Consider the following 24,745-nt stretch of genomic DNA (forward strand, 5'->3'; position numbering starts at 1 on the left):
TTTTTTTTTTAGAAAAGCAAATAGATTTTCGGAATTAAAAAATTATAGTTTTCAATATTTCGAAAAATATAACAACCCCGAAATAATCTTTGATTTTCTAGTGTTTGGATTCGGGATTAATTTCGTATCTTAAAGGAGGTCTTTTATGGTTCTATTTAACATAAAAAGAGTTATGATTCCAAGAAATCCCCCGGTTTTAAAGGCCGCAGCACCCCCAAAAAACAACTTCGCCCCATTTTACCCAACAAAACTTACACTTTTTAAGTACGCTGTCTATTTACCGTTGGAAATTGAAAGCAACAAAACCACTCCCCAAAAAGCAAAAAACGCCCGCTTATTTGGGACATTTTTTGCTTTTTGGGGAGTATTAGATTTTTAGAGTAGATCAAAGCGTTTATTTCCATTTTTCGTGATATACTCATTTACTAACCTCAAAATTAACCCTTGGTTTTCCTTATATCCATCTTTTATTAAATCGTCTTTACTTATTGAGGTTACTACTTGAGTAGTAGTAAGATCTTTAAAATCAAAGGAGTATTTATTTAATGTATCCTCAACATCCTTAGTGTACTCTGCGAAATATTGAAATTCCATGTTATCTATATCCTTAAAAGCGATTCCTGCTGCCATATTATGTATATTTTTGGTTAGAAATCCAAATATAAGATTTCATATTATTCACTAATATAGACGAATTTGCTTTTTTGTTTTTATGTATCAGTGATCCTACTCTTATTTTATAATTCGATTACTAAACTCTTGGACATAAAAAAACACCTTAATTAAGGTGCTTTGTGGTAAGATGATATGTTTTACTAACGGTTTGTATAAGAATAGTAGCGGTTTAGATTTTTTTTCTTTCGTTTTAAGAACAACTTTGTAAACAAAAAAGCGACTTCGATTGAACACCGAAGCCGCTATTATTTTTATACTTTGTTAGCATACGTACTTATCTTCTTCCGATATTGAAACGAACACTTTTTCCTATAGTATCTTTAGGAGCAATTATGTAATTGTCCGACTGATTTCCCGTAATTTTTTCTATGTCAGAAACTACTTTTTGATAGTTTCTTTGTTCGGCTGACAATTTTTGATTTTCTCTTTCAATAACGTCAGTAACTTTTTTATCAATTGTTGGTTCCATAATGCAAATTTAAATAAAATTTCTTGAATGCATAAACGCATCAATATTGTTCTTTCGTATGTATTCTGTAACGAGGTCATTATAACCTCTTATTAATTTCATTCTTGTATTGTCTTTAGAGTAGTCCTCTATTTTAAGTTTCAATTTACTTTTAAGTGTTTCAATGTTTATAGAACGACCGTGTGAATGCCACTCACTGTTTTCACTCAATAAGTGTGCTATTTCTTGTGCTCGAGTTTCTTTTTGCTCATTAGTAACAGGAGTCCCTATCAGTCCAGGAGTCGTGTTGTGAGTTGTCCAAGTAGCAAATTTATATTTAACCAACCATTTCTTTAATAATGCAACAGTTAATTCTTTTGCTTGTTCATATCTACGTAGCATTGCTAAATCTTGTTTTTGAAGCATAATCAATTCAGCTTGCGTCATTGTTCTTTTTGCAGATTTTTCAATTAACTCGTTTACTTTATCTAAATAACCTAATGCCGGTATCCATTGAGTACCTCCGTTAGGGGCTTGAACTTCTACTTGAGGGTCTATAGGTCCTAATGACGAACTGTAATCCATAAAAATATTATTACCCGACATACAGAAAATTGTTCCTGCCGAATATGCAGCATCTGGAACTATAAAATTAACTTCAGAGTAGTGGTGTCGAACAATATTTACTAACTGTTCAACAACTTCTACTGAACCGCCAGGGGTATTTAGAATTATAGATAAACTGTCATTTTCAGTTTCATCTGCTTTTAAGTTCTCAATGATATCTCTAAATGGCTTTACTAGTCCATTAGCGATTGGAGCAAAGTAAAAAATTACATCAGATTTAAAATGTTTTTCTAAAAGATCTAATCTTTCATTTAAAATTGAATGAATTGTAGAATCAAAAATTGGTTTCATTTGACTAATATAGTTGTTTTTTTGTATGTATGCTAACTTGTTTATATACGCATAAAATACATCGTTATACATCCAAATTGGTGTTTAAAAGATGTATTTAAGTGCTATTATACAAATATAAAACACCTTACCACAATTATGTCAAAGAACTTTTCCGTTTTTAAGGTGTCGGAGAACCTACAATTAAAATGACATCCTTCGATGCCGTTAAACAAAATCTTTGACAATAAAAAAGAGCTTCAATTTGAAGCTCTTGTGATAAGTAATTTATTATGCAACATCGATCCTAATTGAAAGACTACAATGTCACATTTCTTTTTAGATTATTTTGTTGAAAGTTCATAACTATTTCTCACATGGTCGATACCATGGAATTGGCTTTTGGGCCAAAGCCGTAATAATACCATTTATAACCTCTTTACCTCCTCCAATTGTATTATAAACACCAACAACCCTTGGTTTTAAATAAGTGTTCTTATCATGAATTATAGCTTTTATAGAACCTAAAGATAAAATAGCATTTTGTATGGTTGTTGGATTTATTTCGCTCGGTAAAGGTAGAGAAGACGATACTTTTTCCCCTGTTATCCCTAAAGTTTGAACAGTCAATGTTCCTGTCAATTTACCCGCTTCAGCTTCAGATGCAATTGATACTAAACTTGAAAGATTTACCGTTCCTGCACCTTTTGACACGAAAACAGTAGCTGTTAACCGAAGACCAACACCTATATATACTGGTAAAATAACTAAATCACCTTTGTCGGAATGAGGTTTGGCATCGTCTTCTTTCATAAGATAATCGGCGCTAGCTCTTGATATAATATAATGTGCATCTTTTCCAGAAGTATCAGAATAAAGGGGAACTTTATGATGTTTCCCACCAGCATCGGGAATTTCTTTGATAACACTCAATGGGATCTGAGTGGCATCCACACTGATATAATCTAAAACAACTTTGTATTGGTTATTTTCATACCCTACAGTTGCAGGGCCAAAAGACCCAGAAGCGCTACCATTTATTTGAACCGATGCTAGTCTAACAGCTTGATCTGGTAATGCCTTTTTTAAAGGTTCAAAGTTATCGTCTTTTGTTCCATAACAGCTCCTTCCTTCCATTGTTGTAATAGGCAATGGATCTATTGGTATATAGGAATAGCTTGTATTTTCTTCTCCGAGAGTCTTGGCTTTAGGTATTTTTATTGCAGATTTACATCCAAATAAAATTGAAAAACATAATATAAAAATGATTTTTTTCATAATCTGATATTTAGTGGTTAATGTTTCTTTATAGCTAACATCTTCAAAACTAATAAAATAAACTCTTACTTACCACAATTATGTCAAAGAACTTTTCCGTTTTTAAGGTACCGGAGAACCTACAGTTTTTTTAGTTAAAGAAAATTCTTTCGAATTCAGTTCTATCTATTTCTTTTGGAACTAGAAATGGGTGTAATTCTAATGCTCCACATATTTTTAGATATGTGGAAAGAAGCATTTCTGCAAGTTTTGTTTATGTGTAGAGTATATTAGTTTCTTAATATATTTCATATATATAATATATTTATTATTTTTAATGTATAAAATATTCTTTGTGTTTTTGATATGTTTTGTATATTTGAGATGTATTTAATCCTTTATTTATAAATAGAGGTCGTTAGAAAAAGTATAAATATTTTAATAATATTAAATATATCATATATATAATGAATACTATATGCTTAATGAACAACAAAGGAGGAGTAGGAAAGACTACTACTACCATAAATGTAGCTTATTGTTTATCAAAAAAAGCTAAAGTCCTCATCATAGATTGCGATTCGCAAAGTAATTTATCAAATTCATTTGGTATAACTGAACCATCAATTTCTGTGTATGACTTGTTTAAAAGAAAGTCAGTGAAACCTATAAATGTTAGAAAAAACCTTGATATTATACCATCAACAGGAGACTTTGCAGGAGCTGATCTAATTATACAAAATGAGTTTGCTAGAGAATTAATCCTAAAAAAACAATTAAATGAATTTAGGGAGTTATATGATTATGTCTTTATAGATTGTCCTCCAAGTTTAAATTTGGTTACTATTAATGCTCTTAGCGCTTCTGATTATGTTATTATACCAGTTGAAGCTTCTGCATTTTCTATGTCAGGTGTTAGTTCGATGATTGAGTTTACTACATCTATAAAGGAAATGATAAATCCAGATATTAATATTTTAGGATTGTTGATTACAAAGTATGATAAGAGATTGAAGCTAGCAACTAAAATTTTAAAGCAAATTGAGGAGAAAGGATGGGAGCGCGCTTTTTTTAATACAAAAATCAGGATTAATACTACTATTGCTGCTTCGCAAGATGAACAGAAACCAATATTAGAATATGATTCAAAATCACATGGGGCAATAGATTATGTCTCTCTTACAAAAGAAATAATAAATAGAGTTAAAAACGGATTATAATGAGCTTAGAAAATTTATTACCAGGAAGGAAGAATGCCTCAAAAAAGAAGGAAGAGGTTAATGTAGAAAAAAAGGATGTTATTAAGAAAGTACTTGATCTTCCAGAAGATGCTGTGGACATAATATCTAGTCTTGCTGCGTTGGATAGAAACAGAGATAGGCGAAAGAGAAATTTTAAGAATTTAGCTCAAGATATCTTGATAGAATATGCAAAAGAAAATGAATCTAAATTAGATATATAATATATATAATATATATAAAGTATATAGAGAATATAAAGTATAATATATATAAAATGTATCTAATGGATAAGTTGAGAATAGATAAGAATATAGCCTACAATGTGTTAGAGTTTCATAAGTATGAAGATCGACAGACACAAATAATAATTAAGTCTTTATTGATATATTTTTCTTATTCCTACCAAGTTGATTTGTTCGGGTATGGAGTATTAGATCCGCATGCATTTGCAAAGAAAATGAAGATAGATAAAGATACTCTTTTCAAAAAACACCCAAATCCAAAACAAATACAAGACTCCAATGTGTCTGCTGAAGAGCTATATAAAAAAGAAGAACAAGAAGGAAGATTTTCAACTTATAGGGTATGGGATTCTTACCTAGAGAATGCCTTTTATATATTAAATACTTTGCCACTTTATGAGAATTTTAAGGGTAGTACTCTGGATAATCATCAGTATATAGGAATTAAAAATTTTATCCTGGTTAGAGAAGTTCAACTACACTTTCAAAAGACAAATTTAGGAAGGAACACAAAAATATTTTTTAAATATAAGTTAGATGAAACCTTTGAGCGAAACCTTCGTAAGTTTTTTTTACAAACGAATTTTCAAAAGTATATTCAATTTAAGAAAAACAAGACTGAAGATTTCTATCTAACTATATGCAATATCTATCAAACATATAGGATTAAACAGATAAATAAATTTCGATGGAAGTTAGAAGATCTTCTCCAGTTTTTTAATATATCGAATAAGTTAGAAATAAAGTATCAGAAGCGAAGGCTTAACACCATTTTTAAAAAATTTGAAGGAGAGCTAGAAAAGGAAATACCGGGTATTAAATTTGGTTGGGATAAAGGGGAAGGACAGAGATGGGCCTATGTACCCTATGTAACATGGAATTTAATCGATATATCTGAGATTAAAGAAATCAACAGAAATGTACTTAGAGAGGTTTTTCTAAAACACTTAAGGAAGAATCTTAAGGATTTATATTTTAATCAACAGGGTAATACTACACAGGTAGAATTCTTACATTGGTTAATTAATAATAAAATCGATACCGATTTAAAAATTGCTACCTACATAAGTACATATTCCCTTAATCAGAAAGTACACAAAAACACCAACATAGAGAATTTAGCGAAGCAATTTTTTGTAAAGCTTGGCGCTTGTAAAAGTTCTGAAGAAGTAAAAAAATGTTTTGAATAAGGACTGTTTAGGTAGTCACTTTACTCCATTAAGGACTGTTTAGAGAGTCACTTTACTCCATTAAGGACTGTTTAGAGAGTCACTTTTCAATTTTAGGGCTGTTTAATTGGTCACTTACAAAGCATGTGCAGCAGATTAACACACTGAATTATAGATAATTAACTATTTAAGAACTGTTTTGACAGTCACCTTCTAAAGAAATTAATAATTAGAAAACAAATAAATGCTATCCAATACTCTGAAAATCAAACTAAACTTACTTTTTTCTTTAAAAGTAAGACAAAAAAGCTCAAAGGTATTTTATCGAAAATTTTTTAGGAAAATTTTCAGCGAACGAAATCGGTGTATACGCCCTGCGCGCGTCCGGCTTTAAAAAATTATCCGAATGAAAAAATTCACCAGGGAGGAATTTTTTTGTAAATAAATTAATGCCTACTCAGGGAAAACCCTTAGTTCATTTATAGGGGTACTAGGTATTTTTTTTGTAAAAAAATAATTGTTTTTTTACGCGCTAATAGCATAGCAGCTCATTTTGAGCTTTTTCAATTAATTTTAGGTATAACGTATTAGGTTATTTTGTATTTTTGATTGAAAAAGTTGTCAAATTCGATCTAACAATTAAAACTTCTATAATTCTAATATAGAGTAGATTAAAATTACCTAAGATAATTTGAGAATTTTACTTTTGTTTTTTTTAAAATTAAAAAACAAAGTAAGATGAAAAAATTATTAATTGGATTAGTTGTTGTTGTTAGTGTTTTATGTGTTGGATGTACAGACACTAGTTTAGAAGATTTAGAAAAAAATAATGATACAAGAGAACTGCAACTTATCGACCACACCGAAGTCGGAGATGACGATGATGAACAGCAAGAAGGAAATAATTAAATCTATATTTGTTGGACTATTTTTTATTGTAATTCTGGCTTTTCCTTTTTTACACATGGGATTCTCTAAACTTCAAAATTGGCAACCATATAAAACTCATTATAAAAAGTATAACAGAATTATTAATAGTTCAAATGCAGCCAATGAAAAACTATTGTCGGCCTTAAAAGAAGGTGAAATAAGTATTCATGAGTATAGTGATCGTTATCAGGAAATATTAACTGAAAAATCAGTTAATCTGAAAAATTATCATAAGATGAAGAAAAAATTAAAAGAGGAGTATTCTTTTATGGGGTACTCTTCTTTTAGATATTTCTTATATGCTATAGGCCTTCCAGTTTTTTCACTCGTATTAACTATTTTTTTCTTAAGTTTTATGCTAGTCAATCAGGGAGTAGCAATTATGAAAAAAAGATTATATATCACTATAGGTATTGGATTTGTGTTCGTTTCTTCATTTTGGGTTTTACAAGCTCTTTTAGTAAGAACAGATTTTCCTAATAGAGTTTATGGTTATTCTTTAGTATGCGTAGCTATTATTACGACTTTGATTGTATATTCTGGACTCAGATATTTTAATTATTTGAAATCAGTACAAAAACAGAAGGACGAAGATACAGAAGAATTCATACGCACTGGATTGAACTTTATAGATGATTTGAATAAAACAATAGTAGGGTAATTATGAAAAGAAGTATATCAGATTTGAAAAAAGAATTAACCTTGTTAGTTAAGCAGTACGAAAGAAATGAAAAATCACTGGATGAGACCCTTGTTAAATTTGAGAGATTGATAAAAGATTTTCAAGTTATTACACAAACAAAAGAAAGTTCTTTTACAGAGCTTAGGTATAATTTCAAAAGAACTCTTTTGAGAATAAGAAATATGAATTTGATTGATGGAAATTTGACTACAGGAATCAATCAAAATAACGAAATAAGGTTAGATCTGGGCCTTGTCTAAGTCGTTATATGTAAGCTATTTTTTAGGCCCTAATTTTAGTTTAACTTCTCGTAATACTTCATTTTCCCTTGTGAGAAGTTGAAGATCTAGCCACTTTTTAAATACTTTATCTTTCATTAGTTCTTCTTCATGAAGTAGTACTGCATCACGAACAATCATCAATTCTTTTTCTGTTAAAGTATGTTCGTCTTGTAGATTTAGATCTGATGAACTTGTTAAAGTTATTGCCTTTTCTTCAAGGTTAATATTTACTATTTGATCTAAAGTTAATTTAAAATGTTCAGAAATTTTCTGTAATGTATCCAACTTTGGCTTAGCCTTACCTTCAATATAACTACTTATAGCTCCCCTATTTAAACCAAATAACTTCCCAAAGGCATCTTTACTAAGTTTTTCCTTAGTAACTAAGTAGTTGATATTTAGTTGAATAAAGTCTTTTTTCATTGTGAAAGTTTTTTTTGCAGAAAAAATATGTAATAAAACAGATAAAATCTGTATATTTGATCGTATATTCACAAATATACAATTAAAAAAATATCAATATAGATAATTGGTCATGAAGATAAAGATTAAAAATCTAAATAGATCATAAGCATTTATTTTACAGCAGCAGCTTACCAGTACTTTATTCAATGAAATCTGACCCATTATCAAAAATAGGTAAGCTGCTTGTAAGTTCTTTAACAATTTGAGTAATAACCAGGGAAGATTTACAAACAATCCCCCTTAAATAGAAAGTTTTGTGTCTAGTAGAATGTTCATAATTCCCTTTTAGTATTAGCAAAATCCTTCCCTGGTTCTCGTTGTTGTAAAAGCGCAAAAAACGCAAAAAAAACAGAATAGCTAGTTGGTTAGTTAACGCGGGGGGCTTAAAGGTGCAAGAAGGGGTACCTTTTCGCCTCCTTTTTTTACTAGCTAATTATAAAAATCAATTAGTATGGGAAAAGGTCAGATTTCTAATAAAATATCCTGCAACACTATTGTTGTTTTCTTCAATGAGTCCAGTAATGTATTCTCATTAAATGACTCAAAAAACATTTTAAACAAAGGGTTTGAATATTTAATTACCTGTGAAAAGGCGGTCTTTGATCAGTTCTTAAAGTATTTAGGTAAGGATAGGCTTAATCAAAATTATAAGCTGTATTCACACCTAGAAATGAAGAAGATATTTCAAGATTACTTATTCAAAAGTGCTGCTACAATTCATCAACATGATTTTAACAAAGCGTCATAAAAAAAAGAAAGTGGTCAGATTTGAGACCCTACCACTTTTACTATCAGGATTTAATCCTGGATTTTATCAAAATATCATGCACTATAATTGGTGCAATTAATATCCTTTTAGATATGATCAAAGATACAAAAATTTCCGCAAAAAAAACGCAAAAAAACGCAAAAACTTTATCCGAAATTGGACTTTATAATCAAAAGGTTTCGGAGTTTTTGGATAACAATCCCCTTACCCCGATAGCGCAGCATGCTATTAAGAATTTTAACGATACGGCCCAAAGAAATAGACTAACCGATGGTCAGTATAACCAGGCGGTGGAAGAATTTAATAACGCCCATGGATTGATACTTCTTAAAAAAGGGAATATTTACAACGATACGAAGTACTATTCCTACATTAACTATCCGTATTTAGATACCAAGGCCATCAAGGCCACCATGGATAACTACAGGGCTTATGTATATCAATACAACAAGCAAGCCGAAAAAATTAATCAAGAAATACGAGACTATAACCAAACCCAGGTGATCAATCACTATAGCCTGACTGAAGCGCAAAAAAAACGCAAAATGGAGTTTATTAAGGCTAACAATTCTCTATTTGTTTGGGAGTACAACAAAGTCGTAGAATTAGAAAATAAAAAAGATCCCATCCTCCCAAAGAGAAGAGTAGCTAAAGTTATTACCGCTATAGAATTAACTTTTCAGGTCTTGGTACATTTTTATACTTCTCAGCTCAGAGAACGAAACGCATATTTGCGAGTTTTGAATAGACCAACGAGTACTCTCAAAAATTCGCTACCAAAATTGAGGTTAAATCAGAAGAATTTAGCGGATCATACGATGAATGGTATACCTAGGTTCGATTTTGTAAAAAGAACGGCTAAAAACCATGTAAAAAGGCTTCGTGAGGCGGGTATATTAGTTAATTATAAGAAAATTAATTCGAAACAGCCGATTCAAGTAAATTTTAATCGAAATATTTTGGTTATCCTGGACGGTAACCCTCCAAAATCCCAAACCCCTAATTTTAAAGGTTTTAATACCTCTATTAAGAAAAGTTTGCATGATAATAGGGAACTAGATTATATAAATTTAAAATTAAATAAAATAAGGGACTGTGCAAAAAGCACAGATCTAAATAAATCCGGTTCGAAACCCGAGAATTACGTTGCAAAGGAATTTTATGGAAAATTTTTAAAAGAAAATTTTCAGCGAACGGAGGCGGTCTCTACGCCCTGCGCGCGTCCGGCTTTGAAAAATTCTCAGGATGAAAAGAATTCACCAGGGCCCGCCGAAATTCAAAAAATACTGCCCGGATTTCTGAAAAAATCTACCAAAAGCACTCAAAACAAAGGACATGTAGTGCTAACTGAGAATTTTTTAAGTAGGATTGAAGATGAAAAGAAATTGGCGCAAAAATTAGCTGATGGCCAATACAACTACTACACACCTTTGCCTTATTCATACCTGGAGAGAGTGGCAAATTATGGAGCTATTTCTTTTGATGATTTCAAAAGAGTATTAATTCAAGATTTTATAAAATCTGCTGCCAAAATTTGGAGGAATCACACTGTTTTTGCCGGTTCTTGGAAAAACGCCATTAACCAGATAAAAAAGCAAATTTTCGTCAGAGTTCAGTCGAAAGAGGCGCTTATTGAGAATTTGAAACAATATCGTTGGAGAATTAACTGGGCTCGTAACTGGTTTGCGCAAAACACTGATATCAAGGCACTTTTCCCTAGTCTTTATTTCGAAAAAAATAGAACCGAATCTTGTGAAATCGGTTTTGCTGGAACGCGTCGTTTTTGGCTTAAAAATTTGGCGAAGAAAAAGCAATTAGCCAAAAAGAATAAAGAAGCGAATTACAATGCAAATAAGCGTAAACGCCGTAAACTAGAGGAGGCATTAAATAAATTTAATAACGGGCAATACACTCATAAACAACTTTTTAACTATGTTCAAAATAATCTCCCTCATCGTTATTTGGAAGTACTAAGGCATAGATTAGATAAGAACAAATTTGCTTAAAAAATGGATAAAATTAGACTGAAATTTAACTACCATCAAATCTGTGCAATAGATGAATTATTAGCGGAATTTGTGCGCGTTAATATCAATCAATTCAGTGAACAACAAAAAGTTGTTATCTCTATTGGAAGGCTATTAGCAACTAAATTCCATACACGAAGGAATAACTTGGATATTAAATTATCTCAGATAAAACCTAATGAAAAATTTCAATTTACACTGCTTTATTTCCAAGTATGGGCCTTAAAAACCATCCTGATAAATAACATTGCTTGCATATCGGATGAACATCAAAAATTTTCTGTACAAAAGGCAATAGATCAGTTAGATAAGAACAAGTAAGAAAACAAAATCTTTAAAACTATTTCGAAATTCATTTTAATCAATCAGGGATTAAATAATACAGTTTTGAAAACTAGAAATAAACGCAAAAAAACGCAATTCAAGGCATGAGTAATTACAGTTTAGAGCAAAAAGAAGTTAACAGGAAAATTCAATTCATCCCTCAACCATTCAGATCAGTACAATGTGGACAAACTTGTTTAGCGATGATCGTAGGTAAAACGGTGGAGGAGGTATGTAACTCTTTAGGGCGCATTTATTACACGAACCTAAACCCGGATTTAAAATCATTTTTACAAGACAATGGATATCGTACTCTTATGGCTACCGGGCCTTTTGAAATATCTGAGGTTCCATCGCACAGTATAATGCGAATGGAGAAACCGGATACCTCGGGGCACTTCGTGATTAAGATCGATGAAAAAAAGGTTTTTGATCCGGCAGTCGGCGTTGTTAGTGAGTACTTGAATCACTACAAAATTAGCCATTACCTGAGCTTTTGGAAAGATTAGTAAAACGAATAAGAATTTTAAAGGAATTGTAGCATTTCCGCTACGCAACAAAACGCAAATATTAACGCAAAATCATAAAACAATGAAAGTAATTAGACCAGGACACAGATATGAATTAGAAGGATTTGAAAGCAACTTAGCAAATCAACAAATTCAATTTATTGAGAAAGTGCCAACAACGGAAGGAGATCAATTGGTAACTCGCTATGATGGTACCACCAATGAAGAAGTTTTAAAAATGCTTATTAATAGAATGAATTATCTACAAGGGAAATTCCCGTGTAGAGAAAATGCAATTGTAATTACAAAACTTCAAGAAGGCTTGATGTGGCTAGAAAAAAGAACAGAAGATCGTGAGAAGCGAAATGTAGAAGGTAAACAATTGGCCTAAACTAACCGAATGCCCTTCGGGGCGTTCATTTAACTGTAGCATTTCCGCTACGCAAAAAAACGCAAAAAAAACGCAATTCATGAATGTAATTTTAGAGATAGAAGCAATTGAAAATCCTCGTGGAGATCATTCAATAAGAATTTTTCCAGTTAAAAAATCTTTTAGAAGACCTGAATTGAAACTAGATGAAAATAATCCAAAGCAGCATTTAGAATTATTAGCTAGAGCAACTGCATGTTGTATTCTGCTATGTGAAAAAGAAGGAATTTTTAAAACTGGAGAAGCTATTAGAAAAGTAATTAAGACAATTGAAGAAGAGTATGTTGATGCTTCAAATGAATTAATCACACATATTGATATTAATTAATCTGTAGTTACAATGAAAGGATTTACGACATCAAATGATTATTCCAATTTATGGGAATTAATCAATAATGGAATTAGGGTTCCTTGTTGGATTGAAAAACAGTATAACTCTGGAAGAAAATATAATGTTATAGCTGAAGTAAAATTGAGTTTAAATAACAAATACTCAATAGGTAGTCCTGGAGTCGGTTATGACGGATGGGAAAATACAAAGAATGGTTTTATTGAAAACTGTAAGGAGATAAACTTGATTTATATACAACCAAATAAACTGTAGTTATCATGGAATTAAAACTAAAAGAAAAACTATCTAAACTCTATGAACTAGCAAAAAGAGGTGTTGATGGGGAAAAAATTAATGCTGAATTGATGCTAAATAAAATGCTAGAGAAGCATGGTCTTACTATTTCAGATATAGATACAGAAACTCCAAAAGAGAGGTACTATCCTTATACAACTACTATGTCAAATACACTAATTAGGCAAATTATCTATAGAGTTACTGAACGAACTGATATTTACAGCATAAGAAGCTATAAAGAGATTGTTGTAAAAGCAACCGATTATGAACACATACAAATATTAGAGCAAATCGATTTTCATTTAGAAAATTTCAACAAAGAGAGAAAACAGTTTTTAAAGGATTTTACAGATGCTTATGTACAAAAACATAGATTATTTAAAGAAACTACAGAAGAGGATTTAAAGAATCGAAAGCCACTTACTACTGAAGAGAAACAAGCTATTTGGAGAATGTCGGCAATTAAAGAGACTTTAAGTAATAAAACCTATACTAAAAAACTAAACTAACAGTAGTTATGAAAGTACAAAGTAATGAAGAAAACGGTAAGTATGTAGCCGCCTTTTCCAATGAAGTTCATGGGTTTGAATTTATTTATGTGAAGTGTTCAAATTCAATAACTTTTTTATTTGAAAACAGACTTGCAGCTAATGGAGTTTGGTTAAATGACAAACAAGTTTCTGAAATGGTTCAACCTATAATTGATGGTGATTTTAGATATAACGATGGTTCTTCTCTTATCTCCTTAGGAGATGAAATTCTAATAGATAGTTATAAGTATAGAGGTATGGCTTTTTGTGATGAAAATGGACTCATTTATAAGCAAAATCCTGATTTCACTAGAAGTTTAAAAATCGTTAATCAATAATACCGTAGCATGAGATATTCAAAAAATTGGTGGAGGCTATTCTGGTGGATAAACGACAATTGCCCGAATTATGTATCGAATAGTCCAAAGGAACATTCAGAGTTAATAGAACGAATGTATTTGTTAGAACAAAAATTAAAATTAGTGTAATTATGGAAATATCGGTATTAATACTTGAAAGTGCTTTAAATGACCAAAAGGAACAATTGAGAGATTTGGAAAATAGAAATAAAGATAGAAATGCTCAAGGTTATTATTTTAGAACGAAAGCGATCATGAATTGTAGATCTGCTATCAAAGATTTAGAGAAGGGAATTTTAAAATTAAAACAGTAGATATGAAATTAGAAATAGGAATCAATTTAGCGGCGACTTTGATTGGGATAATGGCAATTATAGGTTTGATAATGATATTCTACTTTGGATTTAAAAAAATGAAATAACTGTAGAATCATGAATAGAATTGAAATGTCAAAACACGTTAAAACCAAAGATCATTCTTGTTTAAATTGTGGACATAAACCTCTAACTCATATCTCAATAGGTTGGACTAATAGCATAATTAAAAAAGTTTGTTCAGAATGCAGTCAATGGCATATTTTATCATTCTGGCCAGAGGAGACAATAAATAAAAAACATGAACTCAAATAACAGTAGGTTCTCATTTACGCAAATGAAAACGCAAAAAGATCATTGAAATATTGAGAGAAAGGAACCAAAAAAGGAGTGTTGTTTTTGTCTCCTGTACATTGCGAATAAGTCACAACTGGTTTCATAGAATTTTTAGCCAAAGAGTTTTAAGTAAAAAGGAATTCGTCTCCTTATGACTGCTCAATGACTATAGCTTTTATAATGGTTTCTTTCTCTATCAATGTAAAAACGAAAATGAAAACGCAAAACGCAAAAAAATGAATGAAGAACATATTTTTAACGTAGAATGTGCTCTTTTATTGACCTTAAATAAGGTCGATAGGCAGCTAGATAGAAAACTTACTCTAGAGGAATTAAACGAAGCTATTAAAAGAGTTCAAAAAGCCATTAAAACGGCTAAAAACATAAATTAAAAGTAGATTTATTATGAAAATATCACAATCCCCCAATAACGGAAATATTCTAATTCACAACAACAACAACGAGCTTTTAGCCATATTGCCAGAGGTCTTTGTTTTTGCGCATCCTAGAGATCAAAAAAACGCACTAATAGTTAATACTACCGGTATCTATAACGATGAAAAAAATGCCTTTACAGCTACTTTGGAAGAGGGAATTTATATTACCGGTAAACGCCAAACTACTATCCAGGCAGCATTGCAGGCCATTGCCAGTTCAATTAGTGTTAAGGGCGCTGCACCAGGAAAAAGTACTACCCCTGATCTTAAATCACTTTTTGATAAAATTACTACTTATGAAGAGATGTACAGCTTTGTAAAGCAGCACAACACCACCAATAATCCTATCAAAAAAGATGCTACAGGAAAGATAACTAGTGAAGAGTATTTTGTGCAGGGAACCGGCTTCCAGGCACGAATTAACCTTACCTATTACTATCACAAATCTGAACCTAAAAAAATCGATTATATTTTAATGTCGGGTAATGCAGCCAATGTTAAACTCCCGGTTAAAAATTACACGCATGCAGCCAATGGCCAAGTAAGCTACTCGTATGAAGCTATTGCAGTAGGTTCGTAAATTTTTCTTTAATCCCCACCCCCTTTTATCATAAAATGAATACAATAGTTAACAATACTTTGGACCTTATAAAGATTAAGGAACTTCTAAGCAAAGCTAAGTTCTATGAATTTTTTATCCATTACATTCCAGGCTCTTTCATGGAAATGAAAAATGAGATGACAGAAATTGTAGCATTTAACAGGAAAATAGACTTCAAGAAAGCCCGGTATGTGAAAAATTTTAAAGTTAACGAGGTTAAGAAGTTTATCATTGATAACGATCTTCAAGAATTTTTCTACCTGGAAGAAAAAAAACAGCACTCATAAAGTGATTTAAAGTACTTTAAACTCACTTAAAGTATCTTAAAATGAATAACTTGTATTAAAGTTACACTCCCAAATAAACTGGACTTAATATTGTCACTCAAAAGCAAAAGAATTGAGTCCAGAAGAGATAAATACACTATTACATAGACCACTAAAACCAGGCATTAAGTATGATCATTTAATGCCTTTTAGTGATTGCTCTAGTACTTTATTAGCTACTGGAGATACCAAAGAGGCTATTGATCAAATGGCCCTTTGGGCAAAAAAATATAAACATCACACACAAACCCTTGCTCAAGAGGTATTTTCCAATCTTCCCTTACAACAATTATGTAAGGAGCTTCATAGTTTTTTGTACAACCATTTTCAATATAAAATAGATGGTTATAAGCAGAAACTCCGTAGCCCTGCATGCTCATGGTCGAGTAGACATCAGGGGATAGATTGCAAATCCTATAGCATATTTGCCAGTACAGTGCTTTTAAACTTGGGGGTGTCGCACAGTCTAAGGCGGGTAGAGCAACAAGCGGGCAAGGGTTATTCTCATGTGTATGTGATTGTAACTAAAGACCAAAAAAACTTCGATTTATCGAAAGGGTACTATGTCATTGATGGTACTATCATTCATAATGTTAGCCAGGAAGTTAACTATACCAAGAAGGATGATGTTTTCATGAGTGCGAATGCTTCAGAGACGTTAGGAGCTTCTATAGTGGGGGCATTGACAAATTCTGCGGTTAAGGTAATTTCGGTAATTACCGATTTGCTTATCAAAGGACTACTCAATGAACTTATGGGGTGTGGAGATGCGGAATTCGACGCTCCTGTGGTTCAGATGAAGTTAAAGCGGGATTTACTAGCCCCTTTGAATAAGATGCTGACCAATTTGGAGCATGCCATCAGTATTAATAATGATGTGCGTATCGAGCATATTTTCAACAATATTTTCAAGGAGTTGGATTTAGGTATCGCACACCTGGAAAATGAGACAGCATTTTCTCAGCGTGATGAGTGTATTGCGCAAACCTTGGCTAGTGCTTTAAAATACGTTACCGAGGTTAAAAAGGTAGTGGATATCTACTTTATCAATTTTAAGAAGAGTTATCCTCATTTAGAGGTACGCGAATTTAGCAGAAGTGCCCATGTAGGCGAGCGAACTCTTTATTTTGTGGTAAAGAATGCCTCAAACCCCATTGTTGCAGAATATCGATTTATTACTGTAAAATCCCAAAAGAACTCATATCCAGTATCTCCAATATTTCCATTTAAAGAGGAACCGAATACCTGGTTATCACAGAATATTCACCATTTAAAAAACACTTACAACGACGGAAGAGAGCAAGGCTATAAGACTGAAATTACGCCTTTACTAAACAAAGCTCTTGCCCTAAGAGCAAAGTATTATTTAGGAGGAGAAATGCTCTACTACTCCGAGCAGCCTATCCATGATGCCATGCGTCAGGTATGGTTAAAGTTTGATGATAAGTATTTGAAATTTCTAACCGATCGAGCAAAAATTAACTATCAAGCGAATTTGCAATCACTCAAGGCCTACCAGGAACGATTTAACAAAGAGGTAGCGGAAAATGAAAACGCAAAAAAGCGCAAAAAAAACAAAATGTATGCAGGGATAGGATTAACGGCTATAGCCTTGCTATTAATTGCTAGTAGTAACACAGAAAAAGAAGAATAAAATGTATGTAACAATTGGAGAAGAAAATCCCACGCTTAACGGTTGGTTTGATGGCTTCTGTCCTTCAAACGGGATAGCAGATGATTTGCAGCGAAAAGCTGACGGTATTTGGAATGCCTATCACGCTGAAAACAGAAAGTTAGAAGCCTTGAAAAAGGGAAAACAGGCCGCAGAATGGGCAAGTTTAAAAAAAGAAGTGGCCAGACTGGATGCCGAGATCAAGGAACACCAACGAGATTTAGAGAAAGAAAAGGCAATTGCCCTAGCCATTGGAGCGGATATTACCGGTTTAGGTGCTTGGTGTAACGGTGCAGTTTCACGAAGAAAAAAAGCCGAGGAATCTTTACGATCAGCCGAGCAGCATTTAGGAAAAGTTCGAGGAGCTTTAAATACACTCAATAAGCAGCAAACCGAAGGAATTAAGACAGCAGGAGAGCTCATTACCAAGAACAAACAGCGAATAGAGCAAATAAAGGGGCAAATCAATCAAATTAAAATCAAAATTGAAGCCTACAAGTTGCAACGTGATAATGAGCGTAAACAGGCGGCAATCACCAACCAGGAGAAGAAGGAGGCCGGTAAAACAGATCTAAAAGAGAAGCTCAAAGAAAATGCGCCCTGGATAGTAGGTGGTGTATTGTTGGCTACGGCCGGAGTTTTGTACTTGAGAAAAGAGAAAAAGAAAACTAAAAAGGCTAGTGTTAAGAAAGTAGCCGCTTAAAAAATTTACCTATGAATACAATGATAAAACGCCTCATGTTGGAAGAAAGTACTACCGGATTATCGGGAAGTAGCTTTAACGGAGGTACAGGAATAACAGTAGATATGCCTGATTTTAATTTCGGAGGAGGAGGCACTTCTGGAGCCGGTTCTTCAGCATCTAATACAGGATCAGGAAGTACTTCAGGGGGTGGGTTCTTCGATGGATTCAATCTAAATGGGTTACTCAATACCTTATTAAAAGGAGGTATGACTTGGGCCCAAATTGAGGCAGCGAAAAAAGGAAAAGATGTGTATATCCAGGGCCAGGGAGGGCAAAAGGAAAACATTACTCCAATTCTTGTTTCAAAGCTTAAAGAGCAAGCCGAGACGCAACAGAAAACAACCACGGAAATATTAAAAATGATGCAAGCTCAGATGCAGCAACAACAAAACCCGCCGGCCAAGAAGGATAATACTTTAATGTATGTCGGTATCGGTGTGGGGGTGTTAGTGTTGTTAGGAGGTGGTATCTACATGATAAACAGTAGTAAAAGCAAAAATAACTAAATATGAAAAAGAAAGATATCCAAGATTCTTTGGTAAAAACATTTGCCATGACCGTAGGTGCGGCAGGTTCAAATGTAGCGGCAGAGCATTTGCCGATCAAAAACAACTATTTAAAACGAGGTTCACTAATTCTTGCTGGTTTGTTGGGAGCGGCGTATGCAGGGAGAAAATCAACCTCAAAAGCCTTTGCCCAGGATTTGGCCACAGGTGTGGCTGCTACACAGGCTTTCGCGATGATCAAGGAAGGTTTAAGTGAAAAAACAAAGGAAAACAAATTAGTCAAATCAGCTTTAGGTAGTCCAGGAAGCTATAACGATCCCGTGCAGGTGGATTTCCGCATGGGCTATGTGACTGAAGATTTCTTTCAAGAAACTATCGATGTGGCACACCAGGATGTTTCCTTTACCATGTAAAAAAGACCAAAAAATAAAGTAAAACACAAAAATAAAAATTAAGCAGAATGAATTATTTAGCAAACAAAGAAGGAATGTTAAGAGCGATGACGTTTTTTCAAGATACCCATAACAAAAAAGCAATTTTTCAAAATGGAGATCAGATCAAGCCAATGGCTTCTGAGCTCTACGTTAACAAATTAGTATCCATTGCAGGAGGAAAGCAATCGTTATTACAGTCAGGTAGTGATAACGTTGTAGGGGTGACTAATTTCGATGGGAATAAATTGGATCAAGGTCGCGCCTTTGCCTTGGATGGAGTCTCTTTCCATGCTGCTATTGGGGATAAAGGAGCTAAACCCTATAACGTGGATTATGCAACAGGAATTACCAAAGCTCAAGCGCAGGCATTTCAATTTGCCAATTTGGTTTTAAGACAAAACAACGAAATTTTAATGCGCTTGCCTATTTCATCAATTTTGAACGGAAAGCAAGAGTTCAGCGAGTATCGTGATTTAGATTTAATCATGCTTATTCCTCAGAAGGTAATTGAGGTGGAATTGGAATTCCCGGATGAAGTTGCAGCTCCTTCAGTAGGTGATGGAAAGGCAATTTTTGTCTCGGTAAAGTTCCGAGGCTACGAGTCATACCAACGTAGATAATTCCAACCTATCCTAGCCTAATTCTTAGGCTAGGATTTAAAAATCCAAAAACGAATGTTAACAGTATATCACAGAGTAAAAGTAAATGAAAAGCTTTTAGATGCTAAGAGTCGTCAAGTGGATAGAAATAATCCTAGTTCACCATTTGAAAAGTATCTAAAAGGATATGAAAAAACTACGATTCCTGCGGGAGTGGTGGTAGGAGTTACCTATAACGATTACAATGTACCATTAATTCCGAGCAGACCAACGACTCCAGGAGAAGGCGGGCAGAGCGCACCGATTCCCCAAGGCCCTGCTTTTTATGGTCAGACAGATATTAGAATTTCTGACTCGCAGAACAGAGAGATAACAGAGGTTACCGATATCAGTGATTTTCGACATAAGTCGGGAGGGCATCTACCAGGATTCAAGAATATTCACATGGATAATAAAAGTGATTCAACGGTGAAAATTGAATTTGAAACTATTGGTAATAAGCCTATTTGCGGGGAGTTTGTTTTTAGAATCGAACAAACTAAGTGCGAATGTTAAATCCAACGGCAAGCTTTGTAACTACCACAAGAGAAGCGGATTTTGTAATTGATATTTCCAAGGATTTAGAAGATCATAAATGTGGCATCTATCAATTTGAGGTAATTGTACCTAAAGAAAGTATGCCTCTTTTAGATAAGGATACAGAACTATTTATCCGGGAGGATTTATCTAGTTTCAAAATCACTTCACAAGTGCCAATGACCCACGGAATTTTCCGATTTAAATTTCAAGAGCCAAAAGAAACTCTAGTAAAAGAACAACCTAAGAAAGCCATCATCAGAATGTTATACGCCAATGAATAATTTATCTAAAATAGTAACTCAACACCTACTCGCTAATTCGAATAATGCCATTCGAGTATCTGTACTCAAGGAAAAGAAAATGAAGCTCACCAAAGGATCAGGAAGCAAACATAAATTTGCTTTTACCCTAAATGACATTGCGCAGCGGTTTTCTGGTGTTGATAATTTTTTAGAGAAATTACCCGAGAAGGGATTTACCGGCCAGGTGGATTTTGAACTCGTAAGAGTTTACGAAAAACAAGGAAAATACACCTATAACATTGTCGATAAAATCACTCAAGAATTACCAATTATGAATAATCCAACCCCTGGTACCGTTGCAACTTCAGCGAGTAGTGTAAACCATTCTCAACACATGGCCCCGCCAGTATTAGCCGGTGCTACTATTCAAGGATACAACGCCTTGGCCGCCCCGGAAATGATAGGCCATCTTGTGGAATCTCAACGAAGTTCTGACCATAAGCGAAGGGCTGAGGATTTAGAAGAGAAGCTGAAGGATCTCAGAGAACAAAACAGAAATTTAAATCGAGAAGTGTTTGAATTAAAACTTGATTTAAAGACAATCCAAAAAGAGCATGCTATTGATATAAAGAAGCTTGAAATGGAAAAAACTTCTTTCCTCGATACCAAGGGAGGGGCTGCAATTTCTGAAACCTTAGGAGCTGCATTGCCAAAATTAATGGACATGTTTAGCGCCAAACAAGGAGCTACTACAGCCACTTTAGCCGCACCAGAGATTGAAATGTCGGCAATTAAAAAAATGACGGTTCAATCAATCCAGGCGGACGAGTTTAGCGATAAGCAAACCGAGCTATTACTTTATGTTATCAACAATTGGGAGAAGGATTTTATCGACTCCATCGTAACGCTAATTAAAAAAAGAGAAAATGCCTAAAACAGATATAAAGACAAAAGAACAAGCAATTAGTACACTTACCAAACTACCGGATGATGTACTGATACGAGTAGCCAAATTATCCGATAACCCAAAAGCTATCGAATATTTTGAAAGCCCATTGAAGTACGGTATTCTAACTGGAATGTTAGATAAGTTTAGCTAAAAAAAGAAACTGCTATGAAAAAGAAAACGTCGAAAAAAGTAGGGAAAATTGCAACCAAAGAAACCGCTACAAAAGCGGTTAAAAAGACGGGAGATTTTATAGCCGATAACAAAAAGGAGCTACTCTATGTTTCCGGGGCCATTGTGCTTGGTTTTGTTGGTTATAAGGTTTATCAATCCTTTAAAACCGGAGTAACAGAAGCCTTTGATGATAAAGTAGATGTAGTGGGAGTAGATGTAAAAATTAATCCATCTCGAACAACTATCAGTATTGAGCAGGCCAAGCAATTTGCGCAGGTGTTATTGGATGCTTGTAATGCCAAAGAGCCTTTATGGGGCACTGACGAACCCGCGGTTCTTGGCGTTTTTAACAAACTAAAGACGGCCGATGATTTTAAACTTGTTTACAAGGTATTTGATTATCGAGATTACAACGGCTATAACTCACCCCCAAAAGGGTTTTTAAGACATTTTGATGATTACTACCCAAGGGATTTAGTGTATTGGCTTAGAAAGGAAATTAAACCTTCTGACGGGAAGGTATATCAAGTAGTAAAAAGTAGAATTGAAAGCGCTGGAATGGCGTTTTAACCAAAAAAGAAAAAGAAATGAGTAATCCAATTTATGGGCTTGCATGCCCTGGGAACGTTGCTATGATTAGTGCGAATAGCTTGAGTCCAAAAGAAAGAAAATGCGGCTGCCAATTGGCAAGCAGCAGAACAACCAAGTATGCACCTATTGATTATAACAATCAAAAGAAACCTACTAAATACGGAGCTACTGTGTTTGACAGTGTGACGGGGAAGATTTTCAAAACCCAGGCGCATATTGAAAATTTAACCAATGGCGAAAAGACGGCCACTGACGAGCATGGTAAATTCTACATTCCGGCCAGACCAAGCGATATGTTGCGTATTACTCATGTAGGGTATGGAAGTATTGAGATAGTGGCATCTGATCTTACGGATAAGGTAGTACTAAACGAGCAATCAGAGGAGCTTGATGAAGTCACTGTGGGAGCTAAAAAGAAGTCCTATAAATCAGGGCTTGCTTTATTGGGGCTCGCTACAGTATTTGGCCTTGTGTACGCGAGTGCAGATGATCAAAAATCGGCAAGTTAATGGAGCAATTTATTGTTAGTAATTGGCACATTATCCTTCCTGTGATAAGTGCCATTTTTTCGTATTTGGTAGGGCTTAAGAGCAAAAGAATTAAACTCCGAGAATCTGAATACTTGGCCAAGCAGAAAATGCTTGAAACCTACCAATTGGAGTTCAATATCAAGGACGAGATGTTGGAAAAGTTGAAAAAGGATTACATATCTCAGGAAAATAGATTTCTGAAATCCTTAGAACTGGTTGAGCAGCAAAATAAGAGGCTTGCACAGATTATCGAGAAACAAAAAAAAGTGATAGAAAATTATGAAAAGAAATACGGCAATATACAAGTTAGTTAGTCGGGTAGTGCTACTTATTTGTTTGATGATATTTTTTGGTTGCAGTGCTAGCAAAAGCAATCTGAAGACAGACTACGAAAAAGAAAAGGATACCATAGCAAGGAACGTAGTAACTACCCAATTAACCACCATTAACCAATCGATAGATGATACCATGTTTATTCCTTTGGCAACGGGTGATATGTATTTGGATAGTATTATTACCAATCGATTTAAAAACTTCAGAACATATAAGAAAAGCGGGGCGAATTCCTACCTATTAAAATACGATACAAAACACCAGGGATTGCAAATAAGGAGCAAGGTGGGTCAAACAGAGAATAGTTTGCATAAAAAGATCGATTCGTTATCAAAAGTAAAATCCAAAGTCGCTATACATAAGCAAGAAATTGAGGTTGTTAAATACCGGATTCCTTCTTGGTTTGTATGGCTTTATCTGATCAGCTTGGCAGGTGTTTACACGCTGACTAAATTAAAAATACTCTAGCTATGGGAAAAACCACGGTAATTTTTACAGGACTAGCCATTACAGGAGTAATAGGGGCGTTATGGGCCATAGATAAGAAGGATAAAATAGAACATGTCGTTGATCAGCTTGAATTTCAATTAAGAGGGGTAAAACGCTTTAAATTCTCATTCAAAAAAATTTCCATGGACGTGTATCTCAGAGCAATTAACCCGACGAGCTCGGATTTGAAAATTAACACGGGATTTGTCAAGGCAACAGTGCTTAGAATGTATGAGAAGTCCTCGGGGAAGCTCCTGGCGTATTCAAATCTTAACACTACAAAAATTCAGATTCCCCAAGGCGGGCACTTCGATCTTCCCCCGGTGCATTTAGAAGTCGAATCCTTAACCGGAGCGCAGTATCTCCTGGATCAGCTTGGAGGCCAAAATGAGCAGGAGCTTTTAAAGCGTTTCCGATTCGAGTTAGAACTCTCAATACTAGGGAAAATCACAACCATTAAATTTTAGAACATGGCAAGCTATGAATTATTTAAGTCCTCTATTGAAGAGGCAGAAGGAGGATATCAAAATTTAAAATCAGATCCAGGAAACTACAATTCTCTGGGGCAGCGAGTAGGTACAAATCATGGGATTTCGGCTAAATTCTATGAGGCTGTTAGAGGGATGGCCCCGTCGGTGGAAGATATGAAAGCTATTAGTAAACAAGAGGCGCATATCTTATTTAAAAATGAATTTTGGGACAAGGTAAAAGCCGATAATATCGACAGCCAAGCGGTTGCTGAGACCTTGGCCGATCATGCGATTAACGCCGGGGTTAGCACGGCAGGAAAAGTAATGCAGATAACCTTGAATACGGCCTTTCATAAAACTCTTTTAGTGGATGGTAAAGTAGGTCGCCAGACATTGGCAGCTATGAATTCAGTAAATGAAAAAGAGCTTTTCCAGGCCTTTTCCTTGGCACGCCTGGAGGATTATAAAACCAAAAGGAACTATAGCAGTTGGGGTAGAATTTGGGAGCGAAGAGTGCAAGCTCTAGGAAAAAAATTTGGTATCGAAATCAAAAAAAAA

At 34.0% G+C, this 24,745-nt stretch carries 39 protein-coding genes; 34 read left to right on the top strand and 5 right to left on the bottom strand.

What is annotated here, in order from left to right; all coding sequences use genetic code 11:
* Positions 1-375: 375 nt before the first annotated feature.
* From ACKTS5_RS20180 to ACKTS5_RS20195, 4 genes are all read right to left on the bottom strand, one after another.
* Positions 376-630 carry a hypothetical protein gene (locus ACKTS5_RS20180; protein WP_408045700.1) on the bottom strand — a complete coding sequence of 85 codons (255 nt, stop codon included), beginning with the start codon at positions 628-630 and terminating at the stop codon, positions 376-378.
* A gap of 319 nt (positions 631-949) precedes the next feature.
* On the bottom strand, positions 950-1,144 hold the full coding sequence (locus ACKTS5_RS20185; protein ID WP_408045701.1) for a hypothetical protein: 195 nt from the start codon (positions 1,142-1,144) through the stop codon (positions 950-952).
* Between the two features lie 9 nt (positions 1,145-1,153).
* Entirely contained in the window at positions 1,154-2,113 is a 960-nt protein-coding gene (locus ACKTS5_RS20190; RefSeq protein WP_408045702.1) for an SDH family Clp fold serine proteinase, read from the bottom strand.
* Between the two features lie 273 nt (positions 2,114-2,386).
* The gene (locus tag ACKTS5_RS20195) at positions 2,387-3,298 is read right to left on the bottom strand and encodes a hypothetical protein (protein ID WP_408045703.1); all 912 of its coding nucleotides are present in this window, start codon (positions 3,296-3,298) and stop codon (positions 2,387-2,389) included.
* 446 nt (positions 3,299-3,744) lie between these two features.
* On the opposite strand from ACKTS5_RS20195, the gene ACKTS5_RS20200 reads away from it, so the two are divergent.
* The 6 genes from ACKTS5_RS20200 (at position 3,745) to ACKTS5_RS20225 (ending at position 7,801) form a co-directional block, all read left to right on the top strand.
* Entirely contained in the window at positions 3,745-4,497 is a 753-nt protein-coding gene (locus tag ACKTS5_RS20200; RefSeq protein ID WP_408045704.1) for a ParA family protein, read from the top strand.
* Complete coding sequence (locus ACKTS5_RS20205) at positions 4,497-4,739, top strand: hypothetical protein (RefSeq protein WP_408045705.1); 243 nt, start codon at positions 4,497-4,499, stop codon at positions 4,737-4,739. Before ACKTS5_RS20200 ends, ACKTS5_RS20205 begins: the two co-directional genes overlap by 1 nt.
* 62 nt (positions 4,740-4,801) lie before the next feature.
* Positions 4,802-5,950 (top strand): hypothetical protein, encoded by a 1,149-nt coding sequence (locus ACKTS5_RS20210; RefSeq protein ID WP_408045706.1) that lies wholly within the window; start codon positions 4,802-4,804, stop codon positions 5,948-5,950.
* 717 nt (positions 5,951-6,667) lie between these two features.
* On the top strand, positions 6,668-6,838 hold the full coding sequence (locus ACKTS5_RS20215) for a hypothetical protein (protein WP_408045707.1): 171 nt from the start codon (positions 6,668-6,670) through the stop codon (positions 6,836-6,838).
* A complete protein-coding gene (locus tag ACKTS5_RS20220) occupies positions 6,810-7,520 on the top strand; it encodes a hypothetical protein (RefSeq protein ID WP_408045708.1) in 711 nt (236 codons plus the stop codon). The genes ACKTS5_RS20215 and ACKTS5_RS20220 overlap by 29 nt, the downstream gene beginning before the upstream one ends.
* Positions 7,521-7,522: 2 nt before the next feature.
* Positions 7,523-7,801, top strand: a complete 279-nt coding sequence (locus tag ACKTS5_RS20225; RefSeq protein ID WP_408045709.1) for a hypothetical protein — start codon at positions 7,523-7,525, stop codon at positions 7,799-7,801.
* A gap of 15 nt (positions 7,802-7,816) precedes the next feature.
* Here ACKTS5_RS20225 and ACKTS5_RS20230 read toward each other — a convergent pair whose 3' ends face one another.
* A complete protein-coding gene (locus ACKTS5_RS20230; protein ID WP_408045710.1) occupies positions 7,817-8,245 on the bottom strand; it encodes a helix-turn-helix domain-containing protein in 429 nt (142 codons plus the stop codon).
* Positions 8,246-8,738: 493 nt separating this feature from the next.
* Here ACKTS5_RS20230 and ACKTS5_RS20235 point away from each other — a divergent pair, with 493 nt between their 5' ends.
* The 28 genes from ACKTS5_RS20235 to ACKTS5_RS20370 all read left to right on the top strand — a co-directional run.
* Positions 8,739-9,035, top strand: coding sequence for a hypothetical protein (locus tag ACKTS5_RS20235; RefSeq protein WP_408045711.1), 297 nt, complete (start codon positions 8,739-8,741; stop codon positions 9,033-9,035).
* A 434-nt stretch (positions 9,036-9,469) separates the two neighbouring features.
* Entirely contained in the window at positions 9,470-11,062 is a 1,593-nt protein-coding gene (locus ACKTS5_RS20240) for a hypothetical protein (RefSeq protein ID WP_408045712.1), read from the top strand.
* Between the two features lie 3 nt (positions 11,063-11,065).
* A complete protein-coding gene (locus tag ACKTS5_RS20245; protein ID WP_408045713.1) occupies positions 11,066-11,404 on the top strand; it encodes a hypothetical protein in 339 nt (112 codons plus the stop codon).
* A gap of 107 nt (positions 11,405-11,511) precedes the next feature.
* Positions 11,512-11,916 (top strand): hypothetical protein, encoded by a 405-nt coding sequence (locus ACKTS5_RS20250; protein WP_408045714.1) that lies wholly within the window; start codon positions 11,512-11,514, stop codon positions 11,914-11,916.
* An 82-nt stretch (positions 11,917-11,998) separates the two neighbouring features.
* On the top strand, positions 11,999-12,307 hold the full coding sequence (locus ACKTS5_RS20255; RefSeq protein ID WP_408045715.1) for a hypothetical protein: 309 nt from the start codon (positions 11,999-12,001) through the stop codon (positions 12,305-12,307).
* A 79-nt stretch (positions 12,308-12,386) separates the two neighbouring features.
* Positions 12,387-12,674, top strand: a complete 288-nt coding sequence (locus ACKTS5_RS20260; RefSeq protein WP_408045716.1) for a hypothetical protein — start codon at positions 12,387-12,389, stop codon at positions 12,672-12,674.
* A gap of 12 nt (positions 12,675-12,686) precedes the next feature.
* Positions 12,687-12,950, top strand: a complete 264-nt coding sequence (locus ACKTS5_RS20265; RefSeq protein WP_408045717.1) for a hypothetical protein — start codon at positions 12,687-12,689, stop codon at positions 12,948-12,950.
* A gap of 5 nt (positions 12,951-12,955) precedes the next feature.
* On the top strand, positions 12,956-13,483 hold the full coding sequence (locus tag ACKTS5_RS20270) for a hypothetical protein (protein WP_408045718.1): 528 nt from the start codon (positions 12,956-12,958) through the stop codon (positions 13,481-13,483).
* Positions 13,484-13,491: 8 nt separating this feature from the next.
* Positions 13,492-13,842, top strand: a complete 351-nt coding sequence (locus ACKTS5_RS20275) for a hypothetical protein (RefSeq protein ID WP_408045719.1) — start codon at positions 13,492-13,494, stop codon at positions 13,840-13,842.
* Between the two features lie 152 nt (positions 13,843-13,994).
* Positions 13,995-14,177 carry a hypothetical protein gene (locus ACKTS5_RS20280; protein ID WP_408045720.1) on the top strand — a complete coding sequence of 61 codons (183 nt, stop codon included), beginning with the start codon at positions 13,995-13,997 and terminating at the stop codon, positions 14,175-14,177.
* Between the two features lie 572 nt (positions 14,178-14,749).
* On the top strand, positions 14,750-14,905 hold the full coding sequence (locus ACKTS5_RS20285) for a hypothetical protein (protein ID WP_408045721.1): 156 nt from the start codon (positions 14,750-14,752) through the stop codon (positions 14,903-14,905).
* A 13-nt stretch (positions 14,906-14,918) separates the two neighbouring features.
* Entirely contained in the window at positions 14,919-15,530 is a 612-nt protein-coding gene (locus tag ACKTS5_RS20290) for a hypothetical protein (protein WP_408045722.1), read from the top strand.
* A 158-nt stretch (positions 15,531-15,688) separates the two neighbouring features.
* Complete coding sequence (locus tag ACKTS5_RS20295; RefSeq protein WP_408045723.1) at positions 15,689-15,838, top strand: hypothetical protein; 150 nt, start codon at positions 15,689-15,691, stop codon at positions 15,836-15,838.
* A 112-nt stretch (positions 15,839-15,950) separates the two neighbouring features.
* Positions 15,951-17,531 carry a hypothetical protein gene (locus tag ACKTS5_RS20300; protein WP_408045724.1) on the top strand — a complete coding sequence of 527 codons (1,581 nt, stop codon included), beginning with the start codon at positions 15,951-15,953 and terminating at the stop codon, positions 17,529-17,531.
* A 1-nt stretch (position 17,532) separates the two neighbouring features.
* On the top strand, positions 17,533-18,252 hold the full coding sequence (locus ACKTS5_RS20305; protein ID WP_408045725.1) for a hypothetical protein: 720 nt from the start codon (positions 17,533-17,535) through the stop codon (positions 18,250-18,252).
* A gap of 11 nt (positions 18,253-18,263) precedes the next feature.
* Entirely contained in the window at positions 18,264-18,800 is a 537-nt protein-coding gene (locus ACKTS5_RS20310; protein WP_408045726.1) for a hypothetical protein, read from the top strand.
* Positions 18,801-18,802: 2 nt separating this feature from the next.
* Positions 18,803-19,213, top strand: coding sequence for a hypothetical protein (locus ACKTS5_RS20315; RefSeq protein WP_408045727.1), 411 nt, complete (start codon positions 18,803-18,805; stop codon positions 19,211-19,213).
* 47 nt (positions 19,214-19,260) lie between these two features.
* Positions 19,261-19,854 carry a hypothetical protein gene (locus tag ACKTS5_RS20320; RefSeq protein ID WP_408045728.1) on the top strand — a complete coding sequence of 198 codons (594 nt, stop codon included), beginning with the start codon at positions 19,261-19,263 and terminating at the stop codon, positions 19,852-19,854.
* A gap of 54 nt (positions 19,855-19,908) precedes the next feature.
* The gene (locus ACKTS5_RS20325) at positions 19,909-20,388 is read left to right on the top strand and encodes a hypothetical protein (RefSeq protein ID WP_408045729.1); all 480 of its coding nucleotides are present in this window, start codon (positions 19,909-19,911) and stop codon (positions 20,386-20,388) included.
* A complete protein-coding gene (locus ACKTS5_RS20330; protein WP_408045730.1) occupies positions 20,382-20,693 on the top strand; it encodes a hypothetical protein in 312 nt (103 codons plus the stop codon). The genes ACKTS5_RS20325 and ACKTS5_RS20330 overlap by 7 nt, the downstream gene beginning before the upstream one ends.
* Positions 20,686-21,588 (top strand): hypothetical protein, encoded by a 903-nt coding sequence (locus tag ACKTS5_RS20335; RefSeq protein ID WP_408045731.1) that lies wholly within the window; start codon positions 20,686-20,688, stop codon positions 21,586-21,588. Before ACKTS5_RS20330 ends, ACKTS5_RS20335 begins: the two co-directional genes overlap by 8 nt.
* Positions 21,581-21,754, top strand: coding sequence for a hypothetical protein (locus ACKTS5_RS20340; RefSeq protein ID WP_408045732.1), 174 nt, complete (start codon positions 21,581-21,583; stop codon positions 21,752-21,754). Before ACKTS5_RS20335 ends, ACKTS5_RS20340 begins: the two co-directional genes overlap by 8 nt.
* 14 nt (positions 21,755-21,768) lie before the next feature.
* Positions 21,769-22,344, top strand: coding sequence for a hypothetical protein (locus ACKTS5_RS20345; RefSeq protein WP_408045733.1), 576 nt, complete (start codon positions 21,769-21,771; stop codon positions 22,342-22,344).
* Positions 22,345-22,361: 17 nt separating this feature from the next.
* Positions 22,362-22,874, top strand: coding sequence for a hypothetical protein (locus tag ACKTS5_RS20350; protein WP_408045734.1), 513 nt, complete (start codon positions 22,362-22,364; stop codon positions 22,872-22,874).
* The gene (locus ACKTS5_RS20355; RefSeq protein WP_408045735.1) at positions 22,874-23,209 is read left to right on the top strand and encodes a hypothetical protein; all 336 of its coding nucleotides are present in this window, start codon (positions 22,874-22,876) and stop codon (positions 23,207-23,209) included. The genes ACKTS5_RS20350 and ACKTS5_RS20355 overlap by 1 nt, the downstream gene beginning before the upstream one ends.
* Positions 23,175-23,696, top strand: a complete 522-nt coding sequence (locus ACKTS5_RS20360; RefSeq protein ID WP_408045736.1) for a hypothetical protein — start codon at positions 23,175-23,177, stop codon at positions 23,694-23,696. The genes ACKTS5_RS20355 and ACKTS5_RS20360 overlap by 35 nt, the downstream gene beginning before the upstream one ends.
* A 2-nt stretch (positions 23,697-23,698) precedes the next feature.
* A complete protein-coding gene (locus ACKTS5_RS20365; RefSeq protein ID WP_408045737.1) occupies positions 23,699-24,184 on the top strand; it encodes a hypothetical protein in 486 nt (161 codons plus the stop codon).
* A gap of 3 nt (positions 24,185-24,187) precedes the next feature.
* A partial coding sequence (locus tag ACKTS5_RS20370; protein ID WP_408045738.1) for a glycoside hydrolase family 108 protein occupies positions 24,188-24,745 on the top strand: 558 nt, incomplete at its 3' end.

It is taken from the genome of Tenacibaculum litopenaei, from assembly GCF_964514025.1.
Lineage (GTDB): Bacteria > Bacteroidota > Bacteroidia > Flavobacteriales > Flavobacteriaceae > Polaribacter > Polaribacter litopenaei.